The organism is Komagataeibacter saccharivorans, assembly GCF_003207825.1.
GTDB lineage: Bacteria > Pseudomonadota > Alphaproteobacteria > Acetobacterales > Acetobacteraceae > Komagataeibacter > Komagataeibacter saccharivorans.
Map to the genome: position 1 here is coordinate 74626 of NZ_NKTY01000009.1, position 20893 is coordinate 95518.

Sequence of the window (20893 nt, forward strand, 5' to 3'; positions counted from 1 at the left end):
ATTTCTGTCGGGGCCGGGAATACAAATCGGCATCAGACAGGTCATGAAATTATTTTTTGGACGCAACGTTTCCCGCCGGAAGTAACGGGCATGCGCCCCGGAGGGGGATAAAAATTCATTTCGACATCGAACAGTAAATGGTTGAAGCCGAAATATCTTATGTGCTAACTATTTTTCATATCTGAACGAGGAGCGGGACATCATGGCAGAGCGGTCGTTTGCGCTTGAAGTGCAGGATCTGCGCATTGGTGCCGGAGAAACCTTCCGGGGCGAAGGAATACTCGCCATAACCAAGGCCCTGTTGCAGTCGGGCGTGGGTTATGTGGCAGGCTATCAGGGCGCGCCTATTTCCCACCTGATGGATGTGCTGTCGGACGCGCAGGACCTGCTGGCGGAACTGGACGTACATTTTGAATCAAGTGCCAGCGAGGCAACGGCCGCTGCCACACTGGCCGCTTCCGTCATGTATCCCATCCGTGGTGCGGTGACATGGAAATCCACCGCAGGTACCAATGTGGCATCCGATGCGCTTTCCAACCTGTCTTCGGGCGGGGTGAAGGGGGGCGCGCTCATCATCATCGGTGAGGATTATGGTGAGGGCTCCTCGATCATGCAGGAGCGTTCCTATGCATTCGCCATGAAATCCCAGATGTGGCTTCTCGATCCCCGCCCTTCGCTGCCCTGTATCGTCGATATGGTGGAGAAGGGGTTCGAACTGTCCGAAGCCTCCAGCACGCCGGTCATGCTCCAGGTCCGGATCAGAAGCTGCCACCTGCACGGCACATTCGTAGCCAGGGATAACAGGCGGCCCATAATGACGCTGGATGAAGCGACACGCAGCCCCCGGCGTGATCTTTCGCGCATCGTGCTCCCGCCCGCGGCCTATGTTCAGGAAGCCGAAAAGCTGGAACAGCGCTGGCCAGCCGCCGTGCAGTATATCAGGGAGCACAGGCTTAACGAATTTTTTGACCAGCCGGATGCAGATGTCGGGCTGATCCTGCTGGGTGGCCTGTACAACAATACACTGCGTGCCCTGATGCGGCTGGGTCTGGCTGATCTGTATGGCAAGACGGACATCCCGCTTTACGTCATGAACGTTGCCTATCCGGTCATTGATGACGAGGTCGTGGAATTCTGTCGCGGCAAGAAAAGCGTTCTGGTCATCGAGGAAGGCCAGCCCGACTATATCGAACAGGCCATCGGCCGGATCCTGCACCGCGCCCGGATTGACTGCACCCTGCACGGCAAGGACATGCTGCCCATGGGGGGCGAATATACCGTGGGCGTGCTGACCGACGGGCTGCGCAACCTGTTCGTGGCGGATGCGCCCGATCTGCTTGACGGCACGGCACGGGCCACCAACCAGCCTCCCATCACATGTACTCCGCAGATCGCGGCGCTGAAAGACAGCGTTCCCGCCCGTCCCGCCGGATTTTGCACCGGCTGCCCGGAGCGGCCGATCTTTGCCGCCATGAAACTGGTGGAAAAGGAACTGGGGCCACATCACATCGCGTCGGATATCGGCTGCCATCTTTTTTCCATCCTGCCGCCCTTCAACCTTGGCGCGACGACCATGGGCTACGGACTGGCGCCGGCTTCCGCCTCGGCCTTCAGCGGGGACAGCCGTCGCAAGGAGCGCGAGCGCAAACGCACGATTGCCGTAATGGGCGACGGCGGCTTCTGGCATAACGGGCTGACCAGCGGTATCGGGAACGCGGTTTTCAATAAAAACGATGATGTCACCATCATTGTCGATAATTATTATTCCGCCGCCACGGGCGGACAGGACATCCCGTCCTCGCGCTCGACCCCCGCCAGTCGGTCCACCCACCATCCGATCTCCAGGGCGATCAAGGGGGTGGGCGTGAAATGGGTGCGGGAAATCGATCACACCTATGATGTCGGCCGGATGCGCGAGGTGCTGAACGAAGCCCTGACCACGCGCGAAAGCGGGCCGAAGGTGATCGTGGCATCTTCGGAATGCATGCTCAATCGCCAGCGGCGCGAAAAGCCCCTGAAGCGCAAGGCGCTGAAGGACGGCAAGCGGGTGGTCACCCAGCGTTTTGGCGTGGATGAGGACGTCTGCACCGGCGATCATGAATGTATCCGGCTGTCCGGCTGCCCCTCCCTGTCGGTCAAGCCATCGGGGGACCCGCTGAAAGAGGACCCGGTCGCCAGCATTGACCAGAGCTGTGTCGCCTGCGGCAACTGTGGCGAGGTGGCGGATGCCGCCGTTCTGTGCCCCTCCTTCTATCGTGCGGATGCAGTGGTCAATGCAGCGCGGTCGGAGCGGTGGAAACACCGCATCCGTTCAGCACTCATTGCGTCCGTCCAGCGGTGGCGCGAAGCGCGCCGTCCGGTATTCAGCTGACGTCCGGCCATCGCCCCATCTGGTAGCTGTACAGGATCAACATTTTTCATGACCGTTCTTTTACGAGAAAACTCCGCGGCCGTTGCGACAAAACCGATTTCAATAGCCGTCTGCGCCATGGGCGGTCAGGGCGGCGGCGTTCTGGTCAGCTGGATTGTCTCCCTTGCGGAACAATGCGGCTGGATCGCCCAGTCGACATCGGTTCCCGGCGTGGCCCAGCGCACCGGGGCAACCATTTATTACATCGAGATCGCACCGGCCGACCCGGCAGGACGGATGCCCGTTCTGGCCCTGCTGCCCACGCCGGGGGAAGTGGACATCGTTCTGGGTGCCGAACTGATGGAAGGCGGCCGGGCCATGCTGCGTGGCCTGGTCACACCGGAACGCACGACCCTGCTCGTTTCCACCCACCGCAGCTACGCGGTGGAAGAACGCATCAATCCTGGCGACGGGCGCATAGATCCCGCGCCGGTGTATGACGCCGCGGCCTTTGCCGCAAAAAAAGTCATCGCCTTTGACATGGAGCAGGTGGCGAAAGAGGCGCGCAGCGTCATTTCCGCCGTCATGCTGGGGGCACTGGCGGCCAGTAATGCCCTTCCATTTCCACGCAAAGCGTTCGAGGATGCAATCCGCAATGGCGGGATCGGGGTCAAGCCAAGCTTGGCCGCCTTTGACCGTGGCTTTGCGCGCACCACCGGCGATATGCCCGAACCCGCCCACCCCGTTGCGGTGGAGCAGGCGGTGGCCCCGTTCAGCCCGTCGGGCGTGGCGGCTTTCGATGCGCTGCTGCACGCCGCGGCCGGGCTGCCTTCCGGTGCCGCCACCATGCTTGATGCCGGACTGCGGCGCGTGGCGGATTTTCAGGATGTTGCGTATGCAGACGCCTATCTGGCGCTTGTGCGTGAGTTTGCGCTGAAGGAACGCGCGCAGGGCATGCCTGAGCTGACGATCGAAGCCGCGCGCCATATTGCCAACGCCATGGCCTATGACGACGTGATCCGGGTGGCAGATCTCAAGACCCGCCGGACCCGCTTTTCCCGCATTGCGGCGGAAATGGGTGTAGCCGCCGGTCAGCCGCTTTCCATTACCGAATTCATGCATCCGCGCGTTGAGGAAGTGCTGGGCCTGCTGCCATCCGGCCTTGCCCTGATGCTGGAAAAAACCGGGTTGGGCAGACTGCTCATGGGGCGGTTCCTTCGCAGGGGCTGGCGGGTGCGGACCGACCGACTGCGCTGGTTCGTGCTGTTGTCCATTACTGCCGAACTCTATCGCCTGCGCCCTGTTTCGCTGCGCCACAAACGCGAAATGCGCCATCGGGACGAATGGCTCGACCTGACCCGCGCCGCGCTGGAACAGGATTACGATTTCGGTGTCGAGGTGCTGCGCTGCAGGCGTCTGGTCAAGGGTTACAGCGACACCCACGCCCGCGGCCTGTCCAAATTCGATCGGGTCATGACGGCGGTTGGCGTCATGGTCGACAGGCCGCTGCTGCAGGGCAGGGCGGCGGTATGGACCCGGCTGCTGCGAGAAGCCGCCCTGAAAGACCCGGAAGGCACGGCGCTGGAGGCCGCACTGGCCCGCTTCCAGCGCGGCGCCATGGCATAGGAGAGCACGATCATGTCACTTTTGCCCGAGCTGGCTGCCGGTCTTGCAAGCGGCAGCATAGAGGTGGTGGATCTTACCCACACACTGAGCGAGGATTTCCCCACGCTGATCCTGCCCGAACCCTTTGGTCAGACACTGCCATTTTCCAGCGAAGTCATTTCCCGCTACGATGAAAACGGCATTGCGTGGTACTGGCGCAACTTTACCGTCGGGGAACATACCGGCACGCATTTTGATGCCCCGGCCCACTGGATCAGTGGCCGGAACCTGCCGGACAACACCGTCGATACCATGCCCGCCCGCGACTTCGTGGCACCGGTCAATGTCATAGACTGTGCTGCCGCCGCCGCGGAAAATCCCGATTTCCTGCTGACATGTGAACATATCCGCCAGTGGGAGGAAGCACACGGCACGATCGAACCCGGTACCTGGGTTTTCATGCGCACGGACTGGGGCAGGAGAAGCCCGGAGGATTATACCAACCGCAAGGAGGACGGCGCGCATACGCCAGGGCCATCTGCCGAATGCATCCGTTTCCTGATTGAGGAGCGGGACATTTTTGGATTTGGAACGGAAACGATCGGCACCGACTGTGGCCAGGCCCATCTGCTTGACCCGAAATACCCCGCCCATACCCTGCTGCATGGCGCGGGCAAATATGGGTTGCAATGTCTGACCGGGCTGGACCGGCTTCCTGCGCGTGGTGCGATTGTCATGGCGGCGCCACTGAAACTGCGTGACGGATCAGGCAGCCCGCTGCGGGTCTTCGCCCTTGTAACGAGATAATATATTAAAATATCAACTGCAATTCCGAAGTATTATATAAATAATTTATTTAATATATAATACTTTGGACCTGCCAAAAAAAGGAATGTCTGGATGGACATCGTTTCAATCGGTGGCGGGCCTGCCGGTCTGTACGCTGCAATCCTGCTCAAGCGCGATCTTCCGCAGGCACGGGTCAGGGTTTTCGAACGGAATGCCCCGGCCGACACGTTCGGTTTTGGCGTGGTATTCAGTGACCAGACCCTTGATATCTTCGCGCAGGCTGATCTGCCGTCCTACGAAATGATCCGCCGTGAGTTCTCGTACTGGGATGATCTGGACATAGCGGTCAGGGGGCGGACATTCCGGGTACCAGGCAATGGCTTCTGCGGCTGTTCGCGCCGCACGCTGCTGCAACTGCTGTACCGGCGGGCGGAAGAACTGGGCGTGGAACTGGCCTTCCGCACCGAAGCATCGCCCGAGGAATTCCCCGAAGCGGATCTTGTCCTGGCGGCCGATGGCATCAACAGCGCAATCCGCGAAAAGAACGTCGCCCATTTCCAGCCCGCCATCGACCTGCGGTCCAACCGTTTTGTCTGGCTGGGCAGCACGCGCGCGCTGGACGCCTTCACCTTCTTTTTCCGCGAACATGAGGGCGGCGTATTCGTGGCGCACTGCTACCAGTACGAACGCGAACGCAGCACCTGGGTCATTGAGGTGGACGAGGAAACCTTTGCCCGGTGCGGGCTGGGGGACATGACCGAGGCCGAATATGTCGCGTATCTGGAGGGCGTCTTTGCCGAGGAACTGGACGGCCACGGGCTGATCGCCAACCGGTCCATATGGCGCCGGTTCCCCGCCATCCAGTGCAAAAACTGGTCAAAGGACAATATCGTCCTGATGGGTGACGCCAAGTCAACGGCCCATTACTCGATCGGTTCGGGCACGAAACTTGCCATGGAGGATGCCATTGCCCTGCACGCCGCCGTCATGGCGACCGACACTATTGGCGATGCGCTGGCAAAATATGATTCCGACCGGCGTGATGAAGTCGAACGCCTCCAGCATGCGGCGGAAGTCTCGCTGACATGGTTTGAGCACCTGAACCGCTACTGGCCCATGAGCGAGATCCGCTTCGCCTTCTCCCTCATGACGCGTTCAAAAGCCATTACATGGGATAACCTTGCCCTGCGTGCCCCGGATTTCGTGGCGCAGGTGCAGAAGGATTTCGAGACGGACTGCACGGCATCCGGCCATGCCACCAGGCCAGGGGTCGTGCCCGCGTTCCAGCCGTTCCGGCTGCGTGATATGGACATTCCCAACCGCCTGGTGGTGTCGCCGATGTCCACCTACCGCGCCCGTGACGGCGTGCCGGGGGAATGGCATCTGGTGCATTACGGGCAGTTCGCCGCCAGCGGAGCCGGTCTGGTCTATACGGAAATGACCGATGTCTGCGCCGATGGCCGGATCACCCCGGGCTGCACCGGTCTTTATACCGATGCGCAGGAAGCCGCCTGGCGCCGGATTGTCGATTTTGTCCATGCCGAAGGTGACAGCCGGATCTGCCTGCAGTTGGGACATGCGGGCCGCAAGGGCGCGACCCGTGTCATGTGGGAGGGCATGGACCAGCCACTGGCCGAAGGGGGCTGGGACCTGATTTCCGCGTCACCTCTGCCCTATCATCCGCACAGTGCGATGCCCCGCGCCATGACGCGTGATGACATGGACGCGATTACGGCGGACTACGTTGCCGCGACCCGACGGGCCGTGAACTGTGGCTTTGATATGATCGAGGTGCATTGTGCCCACGGATACCTCCTGGCCAGTTTCCTTTCGCCCCTGACCAACATCCGGGACGACGAATATGGCGGCAGCATAGAAAACCGCATGCGCTATCCGCTGGAGGTGGTACGGGCCGTACGGGCGGCCTGGCCTGCCGAACGTCCCATGGCGGTCCGTATTTCAGCAACCGACTGGCAGGAAGGCGGCATCACGATGGACGATGTCGTGACGGCAGCGCGGCTGTTCGCACAGGCAGGTTGTGACCTGATTGATGTTTCCACCGGCCAGACAACGCCTGATGCCCGACCCGTATTCGGCCGAATGTTCCAGGTGCCCTTTGCCGAGCAGATCCGGGCGGAAACCCGGTTGCCCGTCATGTGCGTGGGCAATATTTCCACCGTTGACCAGGCCAATACCATCCTTGCCGCCGGTCGTGCGGATCTGGTTGCGCTGGGTCGTCCCATGCTGGTTGATACCGCTCTCATCCTGCGCGCGGCGGCCCGTTATGGTGCGCCCATGCCGCGCCTGTGCCCCGGCAACCTGCCCGGTCTGCATGCGCTGGAACGTAACGAAGGCCGCAATTTTGCCGAGGAGCAGGCGTTACGCATCCGGGCGCGGCCCCGTCGCCATGCAGTGACCTGATAGGGCCAGCCACTCCCGCAAGCAGCAGCCTGCGGGGGGAGGCCCATAAAGCGGTTGCGGATATACTTCATATCAATGTATCTTAAATATAAGATAATAATACGGTCTTCCCGACCGACAGGGGAATAGAATCCTGATGCGTGCAAGGCATGTACTGGTTACAGGCGGTTCAAGGGGCATAGGCCGCGAAATTGCCCGTAAAATGATGCAGGGCGGCGATATCGTGACCGTTCTTGGCCGCTCGGAAGCGCAGCTTGCAGCGGTGGTCGGCGCGGGTGATGCACATCATTACGTCGTGTCAGACATTACGTGCGAAAAGGAACTGGATGACGCCTTTCACCGGGCTGTTGCACAGGCGGGGGCAATCAATGTCCTTGTCAACAACGCCGGTGGATCGTCCAGCGCCCGTTTTGCCGATATAGCGATGGACGCGTTCGTGCAGGCATTCCGGCTGAACGTGCTAGGCGCGGCGCGACTGTGTCAGCTTGTACTGCCATCCATGGTGGAAAGACGGGACGGACGCATCGTCAATGTCGCCTCCACGGCGGCACTGCGCGGGTATACCTATGTTTCCCCTTATGTCACCGCCAAGCATGCCCTGCTGGGTCTGACCCGTTCGCTGGCGCTTGAATACGCGCGTTACGGCATAACCGTGAATGCCGTCTGTCCGGGCTTTACGGAAAGTGACCTGGTGCGCGACAGCGTGGAGCGCATCGTCAGGAAAAGTGGTCGCCCGGCGGAGGACATCCGCACCGAATTTGCCCGTTTCAATCCCCGTGGCTGCCTGAACAGCGTGGAAGAAGTGGCCGTGGCGGCTGCCTTCCTGTGCGGGCGCGAAGCAGGTGCCATCAACGGCATTGCACTGCCCGTAGCCGGGGGAGAGGTGGGGTAGGCCCGTTCCCGACCAGTCCTGCCTGTTCTGGCCAGGATTTTTTCTATTTCATGCAGGTGGAAACAAACATGGATTCATGTCTTACAAAAAAAACGGATCACAAGATCCTGCTGCCGGACGGCTGGCCCGCGCCACGGGGGTATTCCCATGCCATTGCCGCGTCCGGGCGACTGCTGGTACTGGGTGGCCAGATCGGAATAACCCCGCAGGGCGACATGCGCGACGGGTTCGTGGCGCAGTGCGAACAGGCGCTGCAGAACATCTGCTGCCTGCTGGAAACGGCAGGAGCCATGCCGGAACATCTGGTGCGGATGACCTGGTTCGTTACGGACATAGCCGTCTACAATGCCAGCCTGCGCCCGTTGGGGGCTGTGTACCGGCAGACGATGGGACGGCATTACCCGGTCATGAGTCTGGTGCAGGTTGGTCGCCTGGTTGAGCCCGGGGCCGTTGTGGAAATCGAGGCGACTGCCGTCATTCCGTAACAGGAAACAGGTCATGGCAATCGGCACGTCCATGCTGTTCGTTACGAAATCGTAATTATAATGAATGTTTCAGGTTCTTCGGGCATGAATGGGATCAGGAAAGGCAGAGGGTAAGATGTGGAAACCATCGGACCGAATTCAGTGGCAGTCCCATGCACCGGCAGCTTCCGCCGCCGCGGCGGATTCCCCGTTGTTCCGACCTGTTACGGTCAACAGGTTCGCCCTGAAAACCAGAAGCTGGTACCCCGCCGTCGTAAGCTGGCGGGCAAGTGAGGACGGCCATGTCACCCCATCCACCCTTGCATGGTACAGACGCATCGCCATGGGTCGGCCCGGCGCGATCGTGGTGGAAGCGGCAGGGATCAGGGATATTCCCAGCGGCCCGCTTCTTCGCCTGTCGCATGACAGATACGTGGCCGGCATGGCGGAACTGGTTGCGACCATTCGGCAGGCCAGCGGAGGCGAGACAAAGGTTTTCGTCCAGCTTATCGATTTCCTGAACATACGCCGCAGGCCGGAGCCTGATCGTTTCCTGACGCGTTTTCTGGTCATAACCGACCGCCACCGGGCATTACTTGGCGAGACGGACGACACGATCATCCGCGACCGCCTGAGAAACATGAGCCGGGCCGAACTTGAGACCATTCTTGACCTACGTGAACGCGAAGCCCTGGATTACGGGGCGCGGGAGCGGATAACGGATGTGCATCTACCGTGGATAAAGGACCTGCCCGATGTTCTGCCCGACCTGTTTGCCAACGCAGCCCTGCGGGCACGCAATGCCGGTTTTGACGGGGTGGAACTGCATTATGCCCATGCCTATACCATGGCCTCGTTCCTGTCCGCACTGAATACGCGTGGGGACGGGTGGGGCCAGACGCGCGAAGGGCGCGTAAGGCTGGCGGAAGTCGTGCTGGACAGTGTGCGTGACAGGGTCGGTCCGGACTATCCGGTCGGCTGCCGTCTGCTGGCCGAAGAATGCATTGCGGGTGGCAGCACGGTAGAAGATGCTGCATGGTTTTCAGGGCGGCTGGCGGCGCGCGGACTTGATTTTCTCTCACTCTCCCGTGGGGGGAAGTTTGAAGATGCGCTCCAGCCACGGGTAGGTGAGGCGGCTTATCCCTATACCGGCCCAAGCGGATATGAATGCATTCCACACGCGATCTCAGATTCCTTCGGGCCGTTTGGCCGTAATGCAAAAGCATCGCGCTTCATCCGCGCGCAACTCCGTAGCGCCGGTTTTGACACGCCCGTCATCTGTGCCGGCGGCGTTCATACCGTGGAGATGGCGGAAACGATGCTGGCAGACGGCACATCCGATGTGGTTGCAAGCGCGCGGCAGTTCATGGCGGACCCGGACTGGTTGCTCAAGGCGCGGGCCGGACGTGCCGACAGCATGCGCGTCTGTAAATACACCAATTACTGTGAAGGACTGGACCAGAAGCACAAGGCCGTGACCTGCCGGTTATGGGACCGCGCCGCCCTGAACAGCCCGGACACGCGGCTTTGCGCCGATGGGAAGCGGCGACTTGAGGCACCCGTATGACCCGATAAGCAGCACTGCTGCCTGTCATCCCGTCTTGTTTCTGACGGGTTTTCTTTCCGGATATAACTGCCCTCATACCTGGAGTATTCAGTGTGGAACGTGGACTGTTGCGGCACTTCAAGGTCATTTTGCCAATACTGGCGTCATCTATTGGCAATGCGCTGCAATTTTATGATTTCTTTCTGTACGGGCTGGCGTCCGCGCTGGTCTTTGGTCCATCCTTTTTCCCCCTGAGCAACCCCATACTCAGCACCAGCGGTGCCTTTGTGGGCTATGCAGTGGGCTTTGTATCACGGCCACTGGGTGGAATCGTGTTCGGTTCGGTCGGAGACCGGTATGGCCGCAAGACCACGCTGACATGGACGCTGTCACTGATGGGTGGGGCGACATTCCTGATCGGTCTGCTACCAACCTACCAGCAGGCGGGCATCATCGCCCCCATCGCCCTGATTACGCTACGTCTGATCCAGGGATTTGCAGCCGGAGGGGAATGGAGTGGCGGGATCCTTATGGCGACTGAAAACGCCCCCCCGAAGCAGCAGGGATTTTATGGCGCGTGGAGCCAGGCAGGGGTCGGAGTGGGGTTCATACTTTCGTCGGGGCTGTTTTTCCTTTTCCGCGCCATCAGCGGTGACCAGTTCCTGACCTGGGGATGGCGCCTGCCATTTCTGGTCAGTATCGTGGTTGTCGTGCTTGGTGTCGTGATCCGGCTGAAGGTGGGCGACACGGCCGAATTTGCCCGGGTTGCAGAAAAAAACGGCGTCCAGACCCCCATGACGGAAGTGATCCGCAGTTACAAGACGTCGGTCCTGGCTGCCTCCACCCTGATCCTGTCCGAGATGATCTATGTTCTCATGACCACAACCGTCTCGCTCTCTTATGGCGCGTGGCTGCATGTGAATGAAAGTATCCTGATTGCGTCGGTTTTTGTTTCCATGACTGCTGATACGGTCATGATGGTCGTATTCGGGCGGCTGGCCGACCTGCTGGGCGCACCGGTTGTTTACGGGCTTGGCATCCTGTGTTCCGCCATTTCCATATACCCGTTTTTCATGTCGGTCGGTACTGGCAACCCCTATGTCATCATGGCGGCCTTTGTCATTACAAACGGCATTTTCCATGCCGGCATGATTGGTACCCAGCCCGGCCTGCTGACGGCGCTGTTTCCGGTTCAGGTACGCTCCTCCGGTCTGGCACTGGGGCAGTCCATCGCGTCGGTTATCGTGGGGTTCATTCCCCTGATCTCTACGACCATCCTGTACAGGACCGGGTCCTTCAACGGCGTGATTGTCATATTTTATGCCGTGTCCATCATCTCGTTCTGCGGGCTGGTCCTGACATGCCGAAAAATGTCCACCTTTTCCGTAGGAACGGTGAAACAGACTTCCTGCTGACGAAGCTGCGCGTCTTTTGTGACCCCGGTGAGTATTTCCTTTTCCCTCTTCTGTCCAGATAGGAAAAACATGAGTAATAACATGCACGATTACGGCACGCGCCTTATTCATCACAACGGGTCATATGACAACGCAAGGACCCTGCATGTTGTGGATTCCCATACCTGTGGCCAGACAACACGCGTGATTATGGACAGCGGCGAAAACCTTGTCGGCCTTTCCCCCACCGCGGCCCGGGATCACTTCAGAACTCAGGCCGACTGGGTTCGGCGGATGGCGGTACTGGAACCGCGTGGACACCGGTCAATGTTTGCCGCCGCGCTGATTGCGCCCAGCGCTGCCGGTGAACCTTTCGGGATCGTATTCATGGATGCAAACGGCTATCCGGATATGTGCGGACACGCCACGATCGGTGTTGTGACAACACTGTGCGAACTGGCGCTGATCCCGTCGATTGACCTGGGCACGGACGGGCATTTTCAACTTCCACTCCTGACGCCCGTAGGCACTCTGGCGATAGAAGTGGAAATAAAGGACGGCCGATGCCAGGCCGTTTCCTTCCAGATTCCCCAAGCATATTATATTGGCTCTGTTGAGGTCGATACTGGCCATGGTAAAAAAACAACCGTGGAAATAGCCTATGGCGGCCAGTATTATGGATTTGTTGAATCAGACAGTGTCGGTCTGTCAGTTCAGCCTGACCTGATAGATGAATTGATTGAAAAAGCTAAATTCATCCGTCAGGAACTAGGCCGGACATCCACCTTATCCGATCCCCTGACCGGCGTCGTGCCATCGGTGGGCAATATCGTCTGGATCGATGAACCGCGGGCGGAAGGGGCCGATGGGCTGAATGTTCCGGTTTCCGGTGCCCACTCCTTTGACCGTTCGCCCTGTGGAACAGCCACATGTGCCAGGATGGCGGTCAGGGTGGCAAAGGGTCTGTTAAAGGTAGGCGATGATTTCGTTAACGAAAGCATCATGGGAACACATTATCGGGGCAGGATTGTAAAGGAAGAACGGAAAAACGACAGCACCTATCTTGTGCCGCGCGTAACCGGTTCCGCCTGGATCACCGCGCTGTCCCAACTGGTGGTCTCGAAATATGATCCGCTGGGCAATGGTTTTCTTATCGGCGGCGGCAAGGCTGTAGTGTAACGCGTCACGACGGCACCTCCAGCCCCGTGGCTTTATCCGGCCATGGGGATCTGGATATTATTTCAGAACAACGCGTTTATATAAATAACAGACAATCCTGCGTGCCACCTTTTTTTTTTCATGAAGGTGGCATTTTCTATAGTTTCCCAAAAGAAATCTTCCCCGGAAACGTACGTTTCGTTTTTGTAATGTTTTCGGGCTGGATTTTAGACCTGACACGCTGTCCAATCGGATGGACCAGAACAAAACCAAATTGATATTACATATCGGTGCAGTAATATTTTGCCAAAATCCAGATGGACTTGATCCCGCCAGCTATTCTGGCATTTTTGCAACATGACCTGACGCAAATTTTCGATACCGTAACTTTTACCGTTGGTAAATCGATCTAATATACTGAAATAAAATACTTTTATTTTTATCGTACAGAAATGACCAACCGCATTTTTAGTGAGAAACGTTTTTAGTTCGTATTGACTTAGACATAAGCTTCTCATACGATGTGTCCATATTCACGTGAAGAAAGACTTACTTTCTCTACCCCACGTCACTCCCGGTCGGTACGGCGCGGACCACGCCTTTTACACGCAACCGGGTAATCCCTTTTTCGAAGTCACGGCATCTGCGTGCTTCTCATAACAGTAATCAGGATGGAGAATTGGATGCGTAACAGGAAGCTGCCGTTTCTTCTGTTCCTTTTGACAGGAATATCCACCGTCCCCATGCCGGGGTACGCTGCGGCAACGGCTGAAACACAGACCAAAGACAAGAAAACCACCCGTAATTCGGGTGAGGCGGAACAGCTTATCGTAACGGGCACCCGTACCACCAACCGCAAGCTTTACCAGAGCATGAGCCCGGTTGATGTGACCACCAAGCAGCAGATCCTGCGCACGGGCCAGACGAACCTGCGTGATGCGCTGATCGTGACATCGCCGTCGGTCACGACGCCTGCATTCGGCACCGGGGCAGGCGGTCTGACCGATGCCATATCGCTGCGCGGCCTGAACCCGGACGAGACGCTCATCCTGATCAACGGGAAAAGACGCCACCCGACGGCCAATATCTATGCGTCTCCCGGTTCACAGCAGGGATCGACCCCAACCGATCTTGATATGATTCCGATGTCCATGATCGATCATATCGAAATCCTGCGTGATGGCGCGGCCGCCCAGTACGGGTCCGACGCTGTTGCCGGTGTGGTCAACATCATCCTGAAATCACAGGATCATGGCATTTCCGCCCAGAGCCTCGTTGGCAATTACGGGAACAATCAGGGCTTTACCGCGGGCGGCATGTTCAATGAGGGCTTCAGGATCGGCCATGGCGGTTCCCTGCAGCTCAGCTTCGATTACCGTCACCAGGACCCAACCCATCATGACGGCACGGATACACGCTATAACGCCAAGGTCGACCGGCTGTTCGGTATCCCGGCCAGTGACCGCGAGGCGTTGGGCGTCAACTTCAATCTGCCGCTTACGGAACACGTAACCTTTTACGGCAACGCAACCTATGCCCACAGGGATGCCAAGGCCTGGGCATTTTACCGCACCATGCCAAGCGGCTACTCTGGAATCTATCCCAACGGTTACAGCCCGATCCAGACATCAGACGAAAACGACATGGGTGTGACTGCGGGATTCAAGGGGGACAACTTCTTTGGTTTCTCGTGGGATGTCAGCAGCACGTATGGATCTGACTGGTTCCATAGTGGTCTGGATCAGTCGATCAACCTGGATCTGTTGCAGGCCACGGGCACGTCCCCCAACAGTTTCTCGATCGGCAATTACCGTAATGCGCAGTGGGTCAATAACGTCGATTTGCGCCGTTCGATCGCGGCGCCGTTCTTCGCGGCTCCGGTGGCGGTGGCGCTCGGGTTTGAAAACCGTAACGAGCAGTACGAGATGGGCGCAGGTGACGCCGCGTCGCTTTACGGCAATGGTTCACAGGCGTTGCCTGGCCTGCCCGACGTCGCATCCGGCGTGCATGGGCGCCATATCTACGCAGGCTATGCGGATGTAAACTTCAAGCCGCTCAATGGTTGGGAAGTCGATCTGGCAGGCCGTCTGGAACATTATTCCGACGTGGGCAACGCAATCAGCGGCAAGGTCTCCACCCGTTATGAGATCAATAAGTGGGTTGCGATCCGTGGCACGATCAGCAACGGCTTCCGTGCCCCGACACTGGCGGAAGAAAACTTCACCAACCTGAATGTCAGCCCCGAAGCCGCCAGTGGCGTGCTGGCCGTCAATTCGGCGGCAGCACGGTCACTGGGTGCCAAGGCGCTCAAGCCAGAACGCTCTACCAACCTTAGCGGCGGTATTGTCATCAATCCGCTGAAAAAACTGCATATTGCTGCCGATGTCTACCAGATCAATATCCGTGATCGTATTGTGGAAGGGGGGTACGCCTCGGGCGCGGAAGCGCTGAACGCCATCGATCTGTCCGGTATTCCAGTGCCGACCAGCCTCGATCCCTCGGCCGTTTCGGTCAACTACTTCACCAATGGGGCAAGCACACGTACGCAGGGGCTGGACATCACCGCGACCTATCTGACCGATTTCAAGAAGTATGGGCGTGTTGACTGGTCACTTGGCCTGAACCTGAACAGAACACGTGTATCGCACATGTCCTATAACAGTAACGGTACCCCCGTACTGAATGCCCAGCAGGTTGCGTTCCTGACAACGACAACGCCGCGCAGCAAGATCATCATGTCCGGGCACTGGTCACTGGGTCGATTTGACGCAACGCTGCGTGAAACACGCTGGGGTTCCGTGACCGACGAAATGCAATATACAACGGGTCCGAATGCATGGTCGGTCAATACGTTCTTCCCGTTTGAAGCAAAACCACGGTGGGTGACCGATCTGGAATTCGGTTACGCGGCAACGCGCAACCTGCATCTGGCCATTGGTGGGAACAACATCTTCAATACCCACCCGACCGAAGTACCGGCGCAGGGACGTGCCTATGGCGTGACCAAGTATGATTATTATGCGTCGCAACTGGCCTTCAACGGTGGATTCTATTACTTCCGCGCAGATATGAAGTTCTAAAAACCTCATATCCATCAGCAATACAGTCCGCGTCCTGCGAAAGATCCTGCCGCCATGGGGTCACAACCCGCGCAGGACCGGACTTCTGTCCCCCTGCAGTAGCAGACCCTTCGGGACGGTATCATGCGCCTGGTCGGGAAAACGGTCAGGCGCAGGTATGTATAATATTAGAAAGGGACAGGTACATGGTCATGCCAACCCGGATTCTTGCAGCCCTCACCTCGCGCTGGCCAGACAGGCCAGTCCATGGACTGGCCCGGATCCTGAAAAAACGCAGCACAATACTTCTATATGGCAGTGCCTGCTGTCTGGCCCTGTCGGTCTGCAATCCCTTCCACCCCGCGCAGGCTGCCGACCAGGAGGATGCGGACGTCAGGGCAACCCGTATCGCGTCCAGCCTGCTGAAGCAGATGACCCTTCAGGAAAAGCTGAACCTTATCCGGGGAACGGAAGAACCTGCGGCGCACAATGATGGGGAGGCAGGCTACCTGCCGGGCGTAAAACGGCTGAATGTGCCACCGCTGCGCATGGCGGACGGACCGCCGGGACTGCTGCTGAGCAAACCATCGGTCGCTGAAGTCGCGACCATGGGGGTTGCGGCCACATTCGACCCGAAGCTTGCATTTGATAATGGCGTCCTGATTGCGGATGAAGCCAATCGACTGAATATTGACGTTGTCCTGCAGCCTTTCATCAATATAGATCGGGATATCACCTATTCCCGGGCCTATAATACTTTTGGCGAGGACCCGACCCTGACATCCGTGATCGGTGCTGCTGAAATACGCGGCATCCAGTCACGCAACGTCATGGCCGATGCCAAGCATTTCATCGGCTACGATACTGACGGCCAACATGTCTTTATTGATGAACAGCCGCTGCACGAAATCTATCTGGCCCCGTTCGAAGCCGCCATCAACGCCCATGTTGCATCGATCATGTGTGCGTATAATATGATCAATGGACCTTACGCCTGCGCAAACAGGGCGCTTATGGACCATGTGCTGCGTGATGAGCTGGGCTTCAAAGGGTTTGTCGTATCGGACTGGGGCGCGGTGCATGATAATCTGGGCCTGACGGCGGGTCTGGACATGGAAATGCCGGGGCACCTCAATCCGACCAATCCCTTTGCGGGCATCATTCCCGCTTATTATGACAATACGCCGCCGCCCCACCATGTTCCGCCACCCGACTTTGATGCCATGCATCGTATCTTTGAAGGGACCATTCCCGAAGAACCGCAGCCCGAGCCGGTAAAGTGGGATGTCCTGTTTCCCGTCAATCACCAGTTCAGAAACCTGTATGACGCCCTGCACGACGGGGCGGTGACGCAGGCTGAAATCGACCGCGCGGCGGGGCGTGTCCTGTTTGAAATGGCCCTGTTCGGTCGGTTGCCGGGCACGACGGGTCAGGGGACAGGCACGCGCCTTACGCCCGGGCAGGTTGACGACATCAATGAACGCACCAGTGCTGCATCTGCCGTCCTGCTCAGGAATGTCCATCATGTGCTACCGCTCACCCCTGATGACCTGACGGACCTGGCGGTTATCGGGCCGGGGGGCTCACAGGTTATTGCGGTTGGCAAACCCAATGAACGTTCACTGGGTGAACCTGATCATCAGGTCAGCCCCGTTACCGCGCTGCGCCAGATCGGGGGTGGGAAGGCCCATATCCAGACCGCCGTTGCGGATGACATGGATGGCCACGTCATCGCCGCGGACCATGTTATCAGCCCCGTGCCACAGGACATGGGGCGCAAGGCAGGGCAGGCGCCACTTTCTGCCCTGACCGCAGCTACGGGCGCCACCGTGCCCGCAGGCAGCACGATGGACTGGAGCGGTGATCTCCAGATTGATGAAGAAGGGGAATACTGGCTGTGCCTGCATGTGCTGGGTGCGCGGGCCGACATTATCGTGGATGGCACGCGCATCGGCGGCACCCATGCCCTGAAGGGCGGTCTGCACGGGGATATTGTCGAACCCAATCAGGATAACCTGCTACCGGGCACGGACGGACTGGACAACGTGCGTGTGCCGGTCAAACTGGCTACCGGCAGACATAAGGTTGTGATCCATGCCGTACCCGATGATTCCGGTACCCCCGAAAGACTAAGGCTGGCATGGGCAACGCCAGCAACACGCCGGGCGGACCGGGATCATGCGGTTGATGTCGCCCGGCATGCACGCAAGGTCATCCTTTTCCTGTGGAGCCGGGGCCAGCCGCCCTTCCAGCTTCCGGGTGAGCAGAATGAACTGGCGGAGGCCGTTCTGGCCGCCAATCCCCATACGGTCATCATGCTCAATACAAGCCAGCCCGTGGCGCTGCCCTGGCTTGATAAGGCACCGGCCGTGATGGAAATGTGGTGGTCAGGCGACCGGGGTGGCGTTGCCGCAGCCAGGGTTCTGACGGGACAGGTCAATCCTGCTGGCCGTCTGCCCGTTACATGGGGCAGGCAACTGAGCGATTATCCCGCAACCGACCCGATGCACAAGGAGCGCTCCGGCGCGGGACAGGACGAAAAGACCGTGTTCTCGGAAGGGGTGAATATTGGCTATCGTGCCTTCCTTAAATCCGGTCGCAGGCCCCTGTTCCCGTTCGGGCATGGCCTGTCCTACAGCCGTTTTGCCTATTCGCGGCTACATATTGATGCCAATAATGCAGGTGGCCTGGACGTCCGGTTCAGGATCAGGAACAGCGGCGGGGCCGGGGGGGATGAAGTTCCTCAGGTCTATATCGACGCCCCCGGGACGCCTGTACCCGGTGCCGATCTTGCCGTAAGAAGCCTTGTCGCTTTCGACAGGGTGCATCTTGATGCCGGGGAAAGCCGGGACATTACGCTGCATATAGCTCCCCGTGCCCTGCAGTACTGGTCCACACATGACCATGCATGGCGCAAGGTGCCGGGGACACGCCCGATCCTGGTCGGTGCTTCGTCAGGCGACATCCGGCTGAAGGGCAGGATCTGACCTGACCGCAACCCCGCGTTCCATCGGAACGTGGGGGCCGATAATGGCCACGGCACAGAATATGGACAGAACCAGCAGGAGAGGGCTGACGCAGGGACCGACGGAACAGGCAGTCTGGTTTGCCATTCAAGAGCACGGCAACCAGCCGCCTGCGGATCCGTTCAATGGAGACGGGCAGGACACGGTCCTGAAACGGCGCGCCATTGCGCAGGACGCCAGACTTGCGCCCCAGTACTCCAATATAATGCCATGGATCATAAACCGTCCGCTCCCGCCCGAACGGGCGGACATGGACACCAATCGTCCGGTCATCCTGCCGGATCTCGATGCGAGCGGCATAAGCCCTGAATTCCACCGGGCGACCAACCGCACTGCTGAAGAGGGAATACCGACTGTTGTCAAAGCGGACCAGGCAGGTTTTCGTGACAGAGGCCGTGCGGGCATGGAACCCGTCAAAAGAACCGGTGCCGCGCACCCGGCCAGGAACATATCCAAGACCGTTTTCTCCGGGACATCCGGATGCATCTGAATTCCTCTTAGGCTCAGGACTCATAGCCAGAAGATGACGGTTGCAGCGAGGCAAATGGCTGAGAAGAAGACGGTCGGGCATCTGTCATAGCGTGTTGCGACCCGCCGCCAGTCCTTGAGGCGGCCGAACATGATTTCGATGCGGTTGCGTCTTTTGTATTTTCGCTTGTCGTATTTGACTGGTTTTCCGCGGGATCTTCTTCCCGGAATGCAGGGCCTGATCCCTTTTTCCTCCAAGGCATCCCGGAACCAGTCAGCATCATAACCCCGATCCGCCAGCAACCACTGTGCCATGGGAAGGCTGTCCAGCAGAGCAGAGGCTCCGGTGTAATCACTGATCTGTCCGGCTGTCATAAAGAAGCTCAGCGGTCGTCCGTTCTGATCGGTGACCGCATGCAGCCTGGTGTTCATGCTCCCCTTTAGTGCGTCCGATCAAGCGACATGGATCCCCTTTTTTAACCGCAGGCTTGAAGCCGTGCGGTGTGCCTTGAGATAGGGCGTATCACGCCAGCGCATACCATTGCGGTTCACAAAAATGATGCCGCTCAGCACGCGGCGGTCATCAACGCGAGGTTTACCATGGCTCTTGGGAAAGAACGGCCGCAGACGCTCCATCTGTTCATCCGTCAGCCAAAACAATTCGCTCATCTTCAATCTCCTTGCAAAGCCTGAATCAAAATTCCCTACACAAATCAATAGGTCATGAGCCTAAAATCCACGCCGAGGCCATTCATATCTGGGCGACATCAGCCCCCTCGCTTTCGAAGCAAGGGGGGCGTAATCACTTCCTGACCGGCACAAAACCGTCGCAAGTCCAGACTGGCGCATGGCATCCCGGTTATCCTGACGGAACAGGCTGCTGAACAAAATGCCTGACGGTGGGGTAAACACAGATCCATATTCCAACAAGCGCCTTGTTCTATCTCAAGGTAGAAGTTCGGATCGTGGCATCCAGCCATGTAATGATCCTGGTAATGACCTCTGCCTCAATGCCGAAATAACCGTGTGGCGTAAGCGAACCACAGTTTTTTCCAGACCGGGTTTTACCGCCTGCCACCATTAACACGGTGACTTCATGACTGCCTGTCATGGCCGAGCCAATTCGTTTTGCGTCTTGTGACGGGGCGACGTTGCATCGGTCATCGCGATTGGCAACAACAAGAACCGGCGGCTGTACCTTCTCTGGATGGGCACTGAAAACGGTTTCCCCGCTACTTCCCATAACGGACACCGATTCAGTCAGCACAACACCGGCAATATCCCCCGGAGCGGCATGGACCGCGCCATTGACGGCGGCAATCGCACCCTGACTTGTACCGAGCAGAAAAACAGGGCCTGAATCCTGCCAGTGTACGAAAACGATGATATCCTCGACAAGATGGGCATAGTACGCGGAACTACGCTGCCCCCGAAGATTGCGGTGGCCAACCGTGTCCGGAATGAGCACCGCATAGCCGTGCCTATTCCATGCCTCGCGGGTTCGCACGACGAAGTTGTCGGCATGCCGGATGCGCCCGTCCTGCCCGAGACCGATGTCACCTGTTCCGCCAGGAAACATGATGATCGTTGCCCGTGACCGCTCCGAAGAACTGAAGATGGCCCGGACAGACCCGCCCGCCCGGAGAGGTATGGTCATAACACGTTCATCGATGTCCGGATCTACGATATTGGCAGTGGTCCTTGGGGCAGGACGGTCGCTG

General features: G+C 58.6%; 12 protein-coding genes and 2 pseudogenes. 11 read left to right on the forward strand and 3 right to left on the reverse strand.

Translation table 11 applies throughout. From position 1 onward, the window contains the following. Window positions 1-202: 202 nt before the first annotated feature. From CFR79_RS07450 to CFR79_RS07500, 11 genes are all read left to right on the forward strand, one after another. Window positions 203-2371 carry an indolepyruvate ferredoxin oxidoreductase subunit alpha gene (locus tag CFR79_RS07450; RefSeq protein WP_110547455.1) on the forward strand — a complete coding sequence of 723 codons (2169 nt, stop codon included), beginning with the start codon at window positions 203-205 and terminating at the stop codon, window positions 2369-2371. A gap of 48 nt (window positions 2372-2419) precedes the next feature. Continuing rightward, window positions 2420-3976, forward strand: coding sequence for an indolepyruvate oxidoreductase subunit beta family protein (locus tag CFR79_RS07455; RefSeq protein ID WP_110547456.1), 1557 nt, complete (start codon window positions 2420-2422; stop codon window positions 3974-3976). Window positions 3977-3988: 12 nt separating this feature from the next. Further along, on the forward strand, window positions 3989-4762 hold the full coding sequence (locus CFR79_RS07460) for a cyclase family protein (RefSeq protein WP_110547457.1): 774 nt from the start codon (window positions 3989-3991) through the stop codon (window positions 4760-4762). Between the two features lie 93 nt (window positions 4763-4855). Further along, window positions 4856-7165, forward strand: coding sequence for an oxidoreductase (locus tag CFR79_RS07465; RefSeq protein WP_110547458.1), 2310 nt, complete (start codon window positions 4856-4858; stop codon window positions 7163-7165). A gap of 136 nt (window positions 7166-7301) precedes the next feature. Beyond that, window positions 7302-8057: an SDR family NAD(P)-dependent oxidoreductase gene (locus CFR79_RS07470; protein WP_110547459.1), complete on the forward strand. Its 756-nt coding sequence runs from the start codon at window positions 7302-7304 to the stop codon at window positions 8055-8057. Between the two features lie 68 nt (window positions 8058-8125). Then, a complete protein-coding gene (locus CFR79_RS07475; RefSeq protein WP_110547477.1) occupies window positions 8126-8542 on the forward strand; it encodes a RidA family protein in 417 nt (138 codons plus the stop codon). A 190-nt stretch (window positions 8543-8732) separates the two neighbouring features. Then, window positions 8733-10088, forward strand: coding sequence for an oxidoreductase (locus CFR79_RS07480; RefSeq protein WP_220030254.1), 1356 nt, complete (start codon window positions 8733-8735; stop codon window positions 10086-10088). Window positions 10089-10180: 92 nt separating this feature from the next. After that, on the forward strand, window positions 10181-11482 hold the full coding sequence (locus tag CFR79_RS07485; RefSeq protein ID WP_181417391.1) for an MFS transporter: 1302 nt from the start codon (window positions 10181-10183) through the stop codon (window positions 11480-11482). Between the two features lie 69 nt (window positions 11483-11551). Next, on the forward strand, window positions 11552-12640 hold the full coding sequence (locus tag CFR79_RS07490; protein ID WP_110547462.1) for a proline racemase family protein: 1089 nt from the start codon (window positions 11552-11554) through the stop codon (window positions 12638-12640). Window positions 12641-13362: 722 nt separating this feature from the next. Further along, complete coding sequence (locus tag CFR79_RS07495) at window positions 13363-15699, forward strand: TonB-dependent receptor plug domain-containing protein (RefSeq protein ID WP_165927279.1); 2337 nt, start codon at window positions 13363-13365, stop codon at window positions 15697-15699. Between the two features lie 191 nt (window positions 15700-15890). Beyond that, the gene (locus CFR79_RS07500; protein WP_181417392.1) at window positions 15891-18665 is read left to right on the forward strand and encodes a beta-glucosidase family protein; all 2775 of its coding nucleotides are present in this window, start codon (window positions 15891-15893) and stop codon (window positions 18663-18665) included. Between the two features lie 142 nt (window positions 18666-18807). On the opposite strand, the pseudogene CFR79_RS16140 reads toward CFR79_RS07500, so the two are convergent. The 3 genes and pseudogenes from CFR79_RS16140 to CFR79_RS07515 all read right to left on the reverse strand — a co-directional run. Next, window positions 18808-19128: pseudogene (locus tag CFR79_RS16140) on the reverse strand (Mu transposase domain-containing protein); the annotation flags it as partial. An 86-nt stretch (window positions 19129-19214) separates the two neighbouring features. Beyond that, a pseudogene (locus tag CFR79_RS07510) lies at window positions 19215-19841 on the reverse strand (IS5 family transposase). A 271-nt stretch (window positions 19842-20112) separates the two neighbouring features. Next, on the reverse strand, window positions 20113-20751 hold the full coding sequence (locus CFR79_RS07515; protein WP_181417393.1) for an alpha/beta hydrolase: 639 nt from the start codon (window positions 20749-20751) through the stop codon (window positions 20113-20115). Window positions 20752-20893: the final 142 nt, after the last annotated feature.

What these genes read in the sequence shown, in the direction of transcription:
- CFR79_RS07450 (WP_110547455.1), top strand. Translation starts at nt 203, where the DNA reads ATGGCAGAGCGGTCGTTTGCGCTTGAAGTGCAGGATCTGCGCATTGGT.
- CFR79_RS07455 (WP_110547456.1), top strand. Translation starts at nt 2,420, where the DNA reads ATGACCGTTCTTTTACGAGAAAACTCCGCGGCCGTTGCGACAAAACCG.
- CFR79_RS07460 (WP_110547457.1), top strand. Translation starts at nt 3,989, where the DNA reads ATGTCACTTTTGCCCGAGCTGGCTGCCGGTCTTGCAAGCGGCAGCATA.
- CFR79_RS07465 (WP_110547458.1), top strand. Translation starts at nt 4,856, where the DNA reads ATGGACATCGTTTCAATCGGTGGCGGGCCTGCCGGTCTGTACGCTGCA.
- CFR79_RS07470 (WP_110547459.1), top strand. Translation starts at nt 7,302, where the DNA reads ATGCGTGCAAGGCATGTACTGGTTACAGGCGGTTCAAGGGGCATAGGC.
- CFR79_RS07475 (WP_110547477.1), top strand. Translation starts at nt 8,126, where the DNA reads ATGGATTCATGTCTTACAAAAAAAACGGATCACAAGATCCTGCTGCCG.
- CFR79_RS07490 (WP_110547462.1), top strand. Translation starts at nt 11,552, where the DNA reads ATGAGTAATAACATGCACGATTACGGCACGCGCCTTATTCATCACAAC.
- CFR79_RS07495 (WP_165927279.1), top strand. Translation starts at nt 13,363, where the DNA reads ATGCCGGGGTACGCTGCGGCAACGGCTGAAACACAGACCAAAGACAAG.
- CFR79_RS07500 (WP_181417392.1), top strand. Translation starts at nt 15,891, where the DNA reads ATGCCAACCCGGATTCTTGCAGCCCTCACCTCGCGCTGGCCAGACAGG.
- CFR79_RS07515 (WP_181417393.1), bottom strand. Translation starts at nt 20,751, where the DNA reads ATGTTTCCTGGCGGAACAGGTGACATCGGTCTCGGGCAGGACGGGCGC.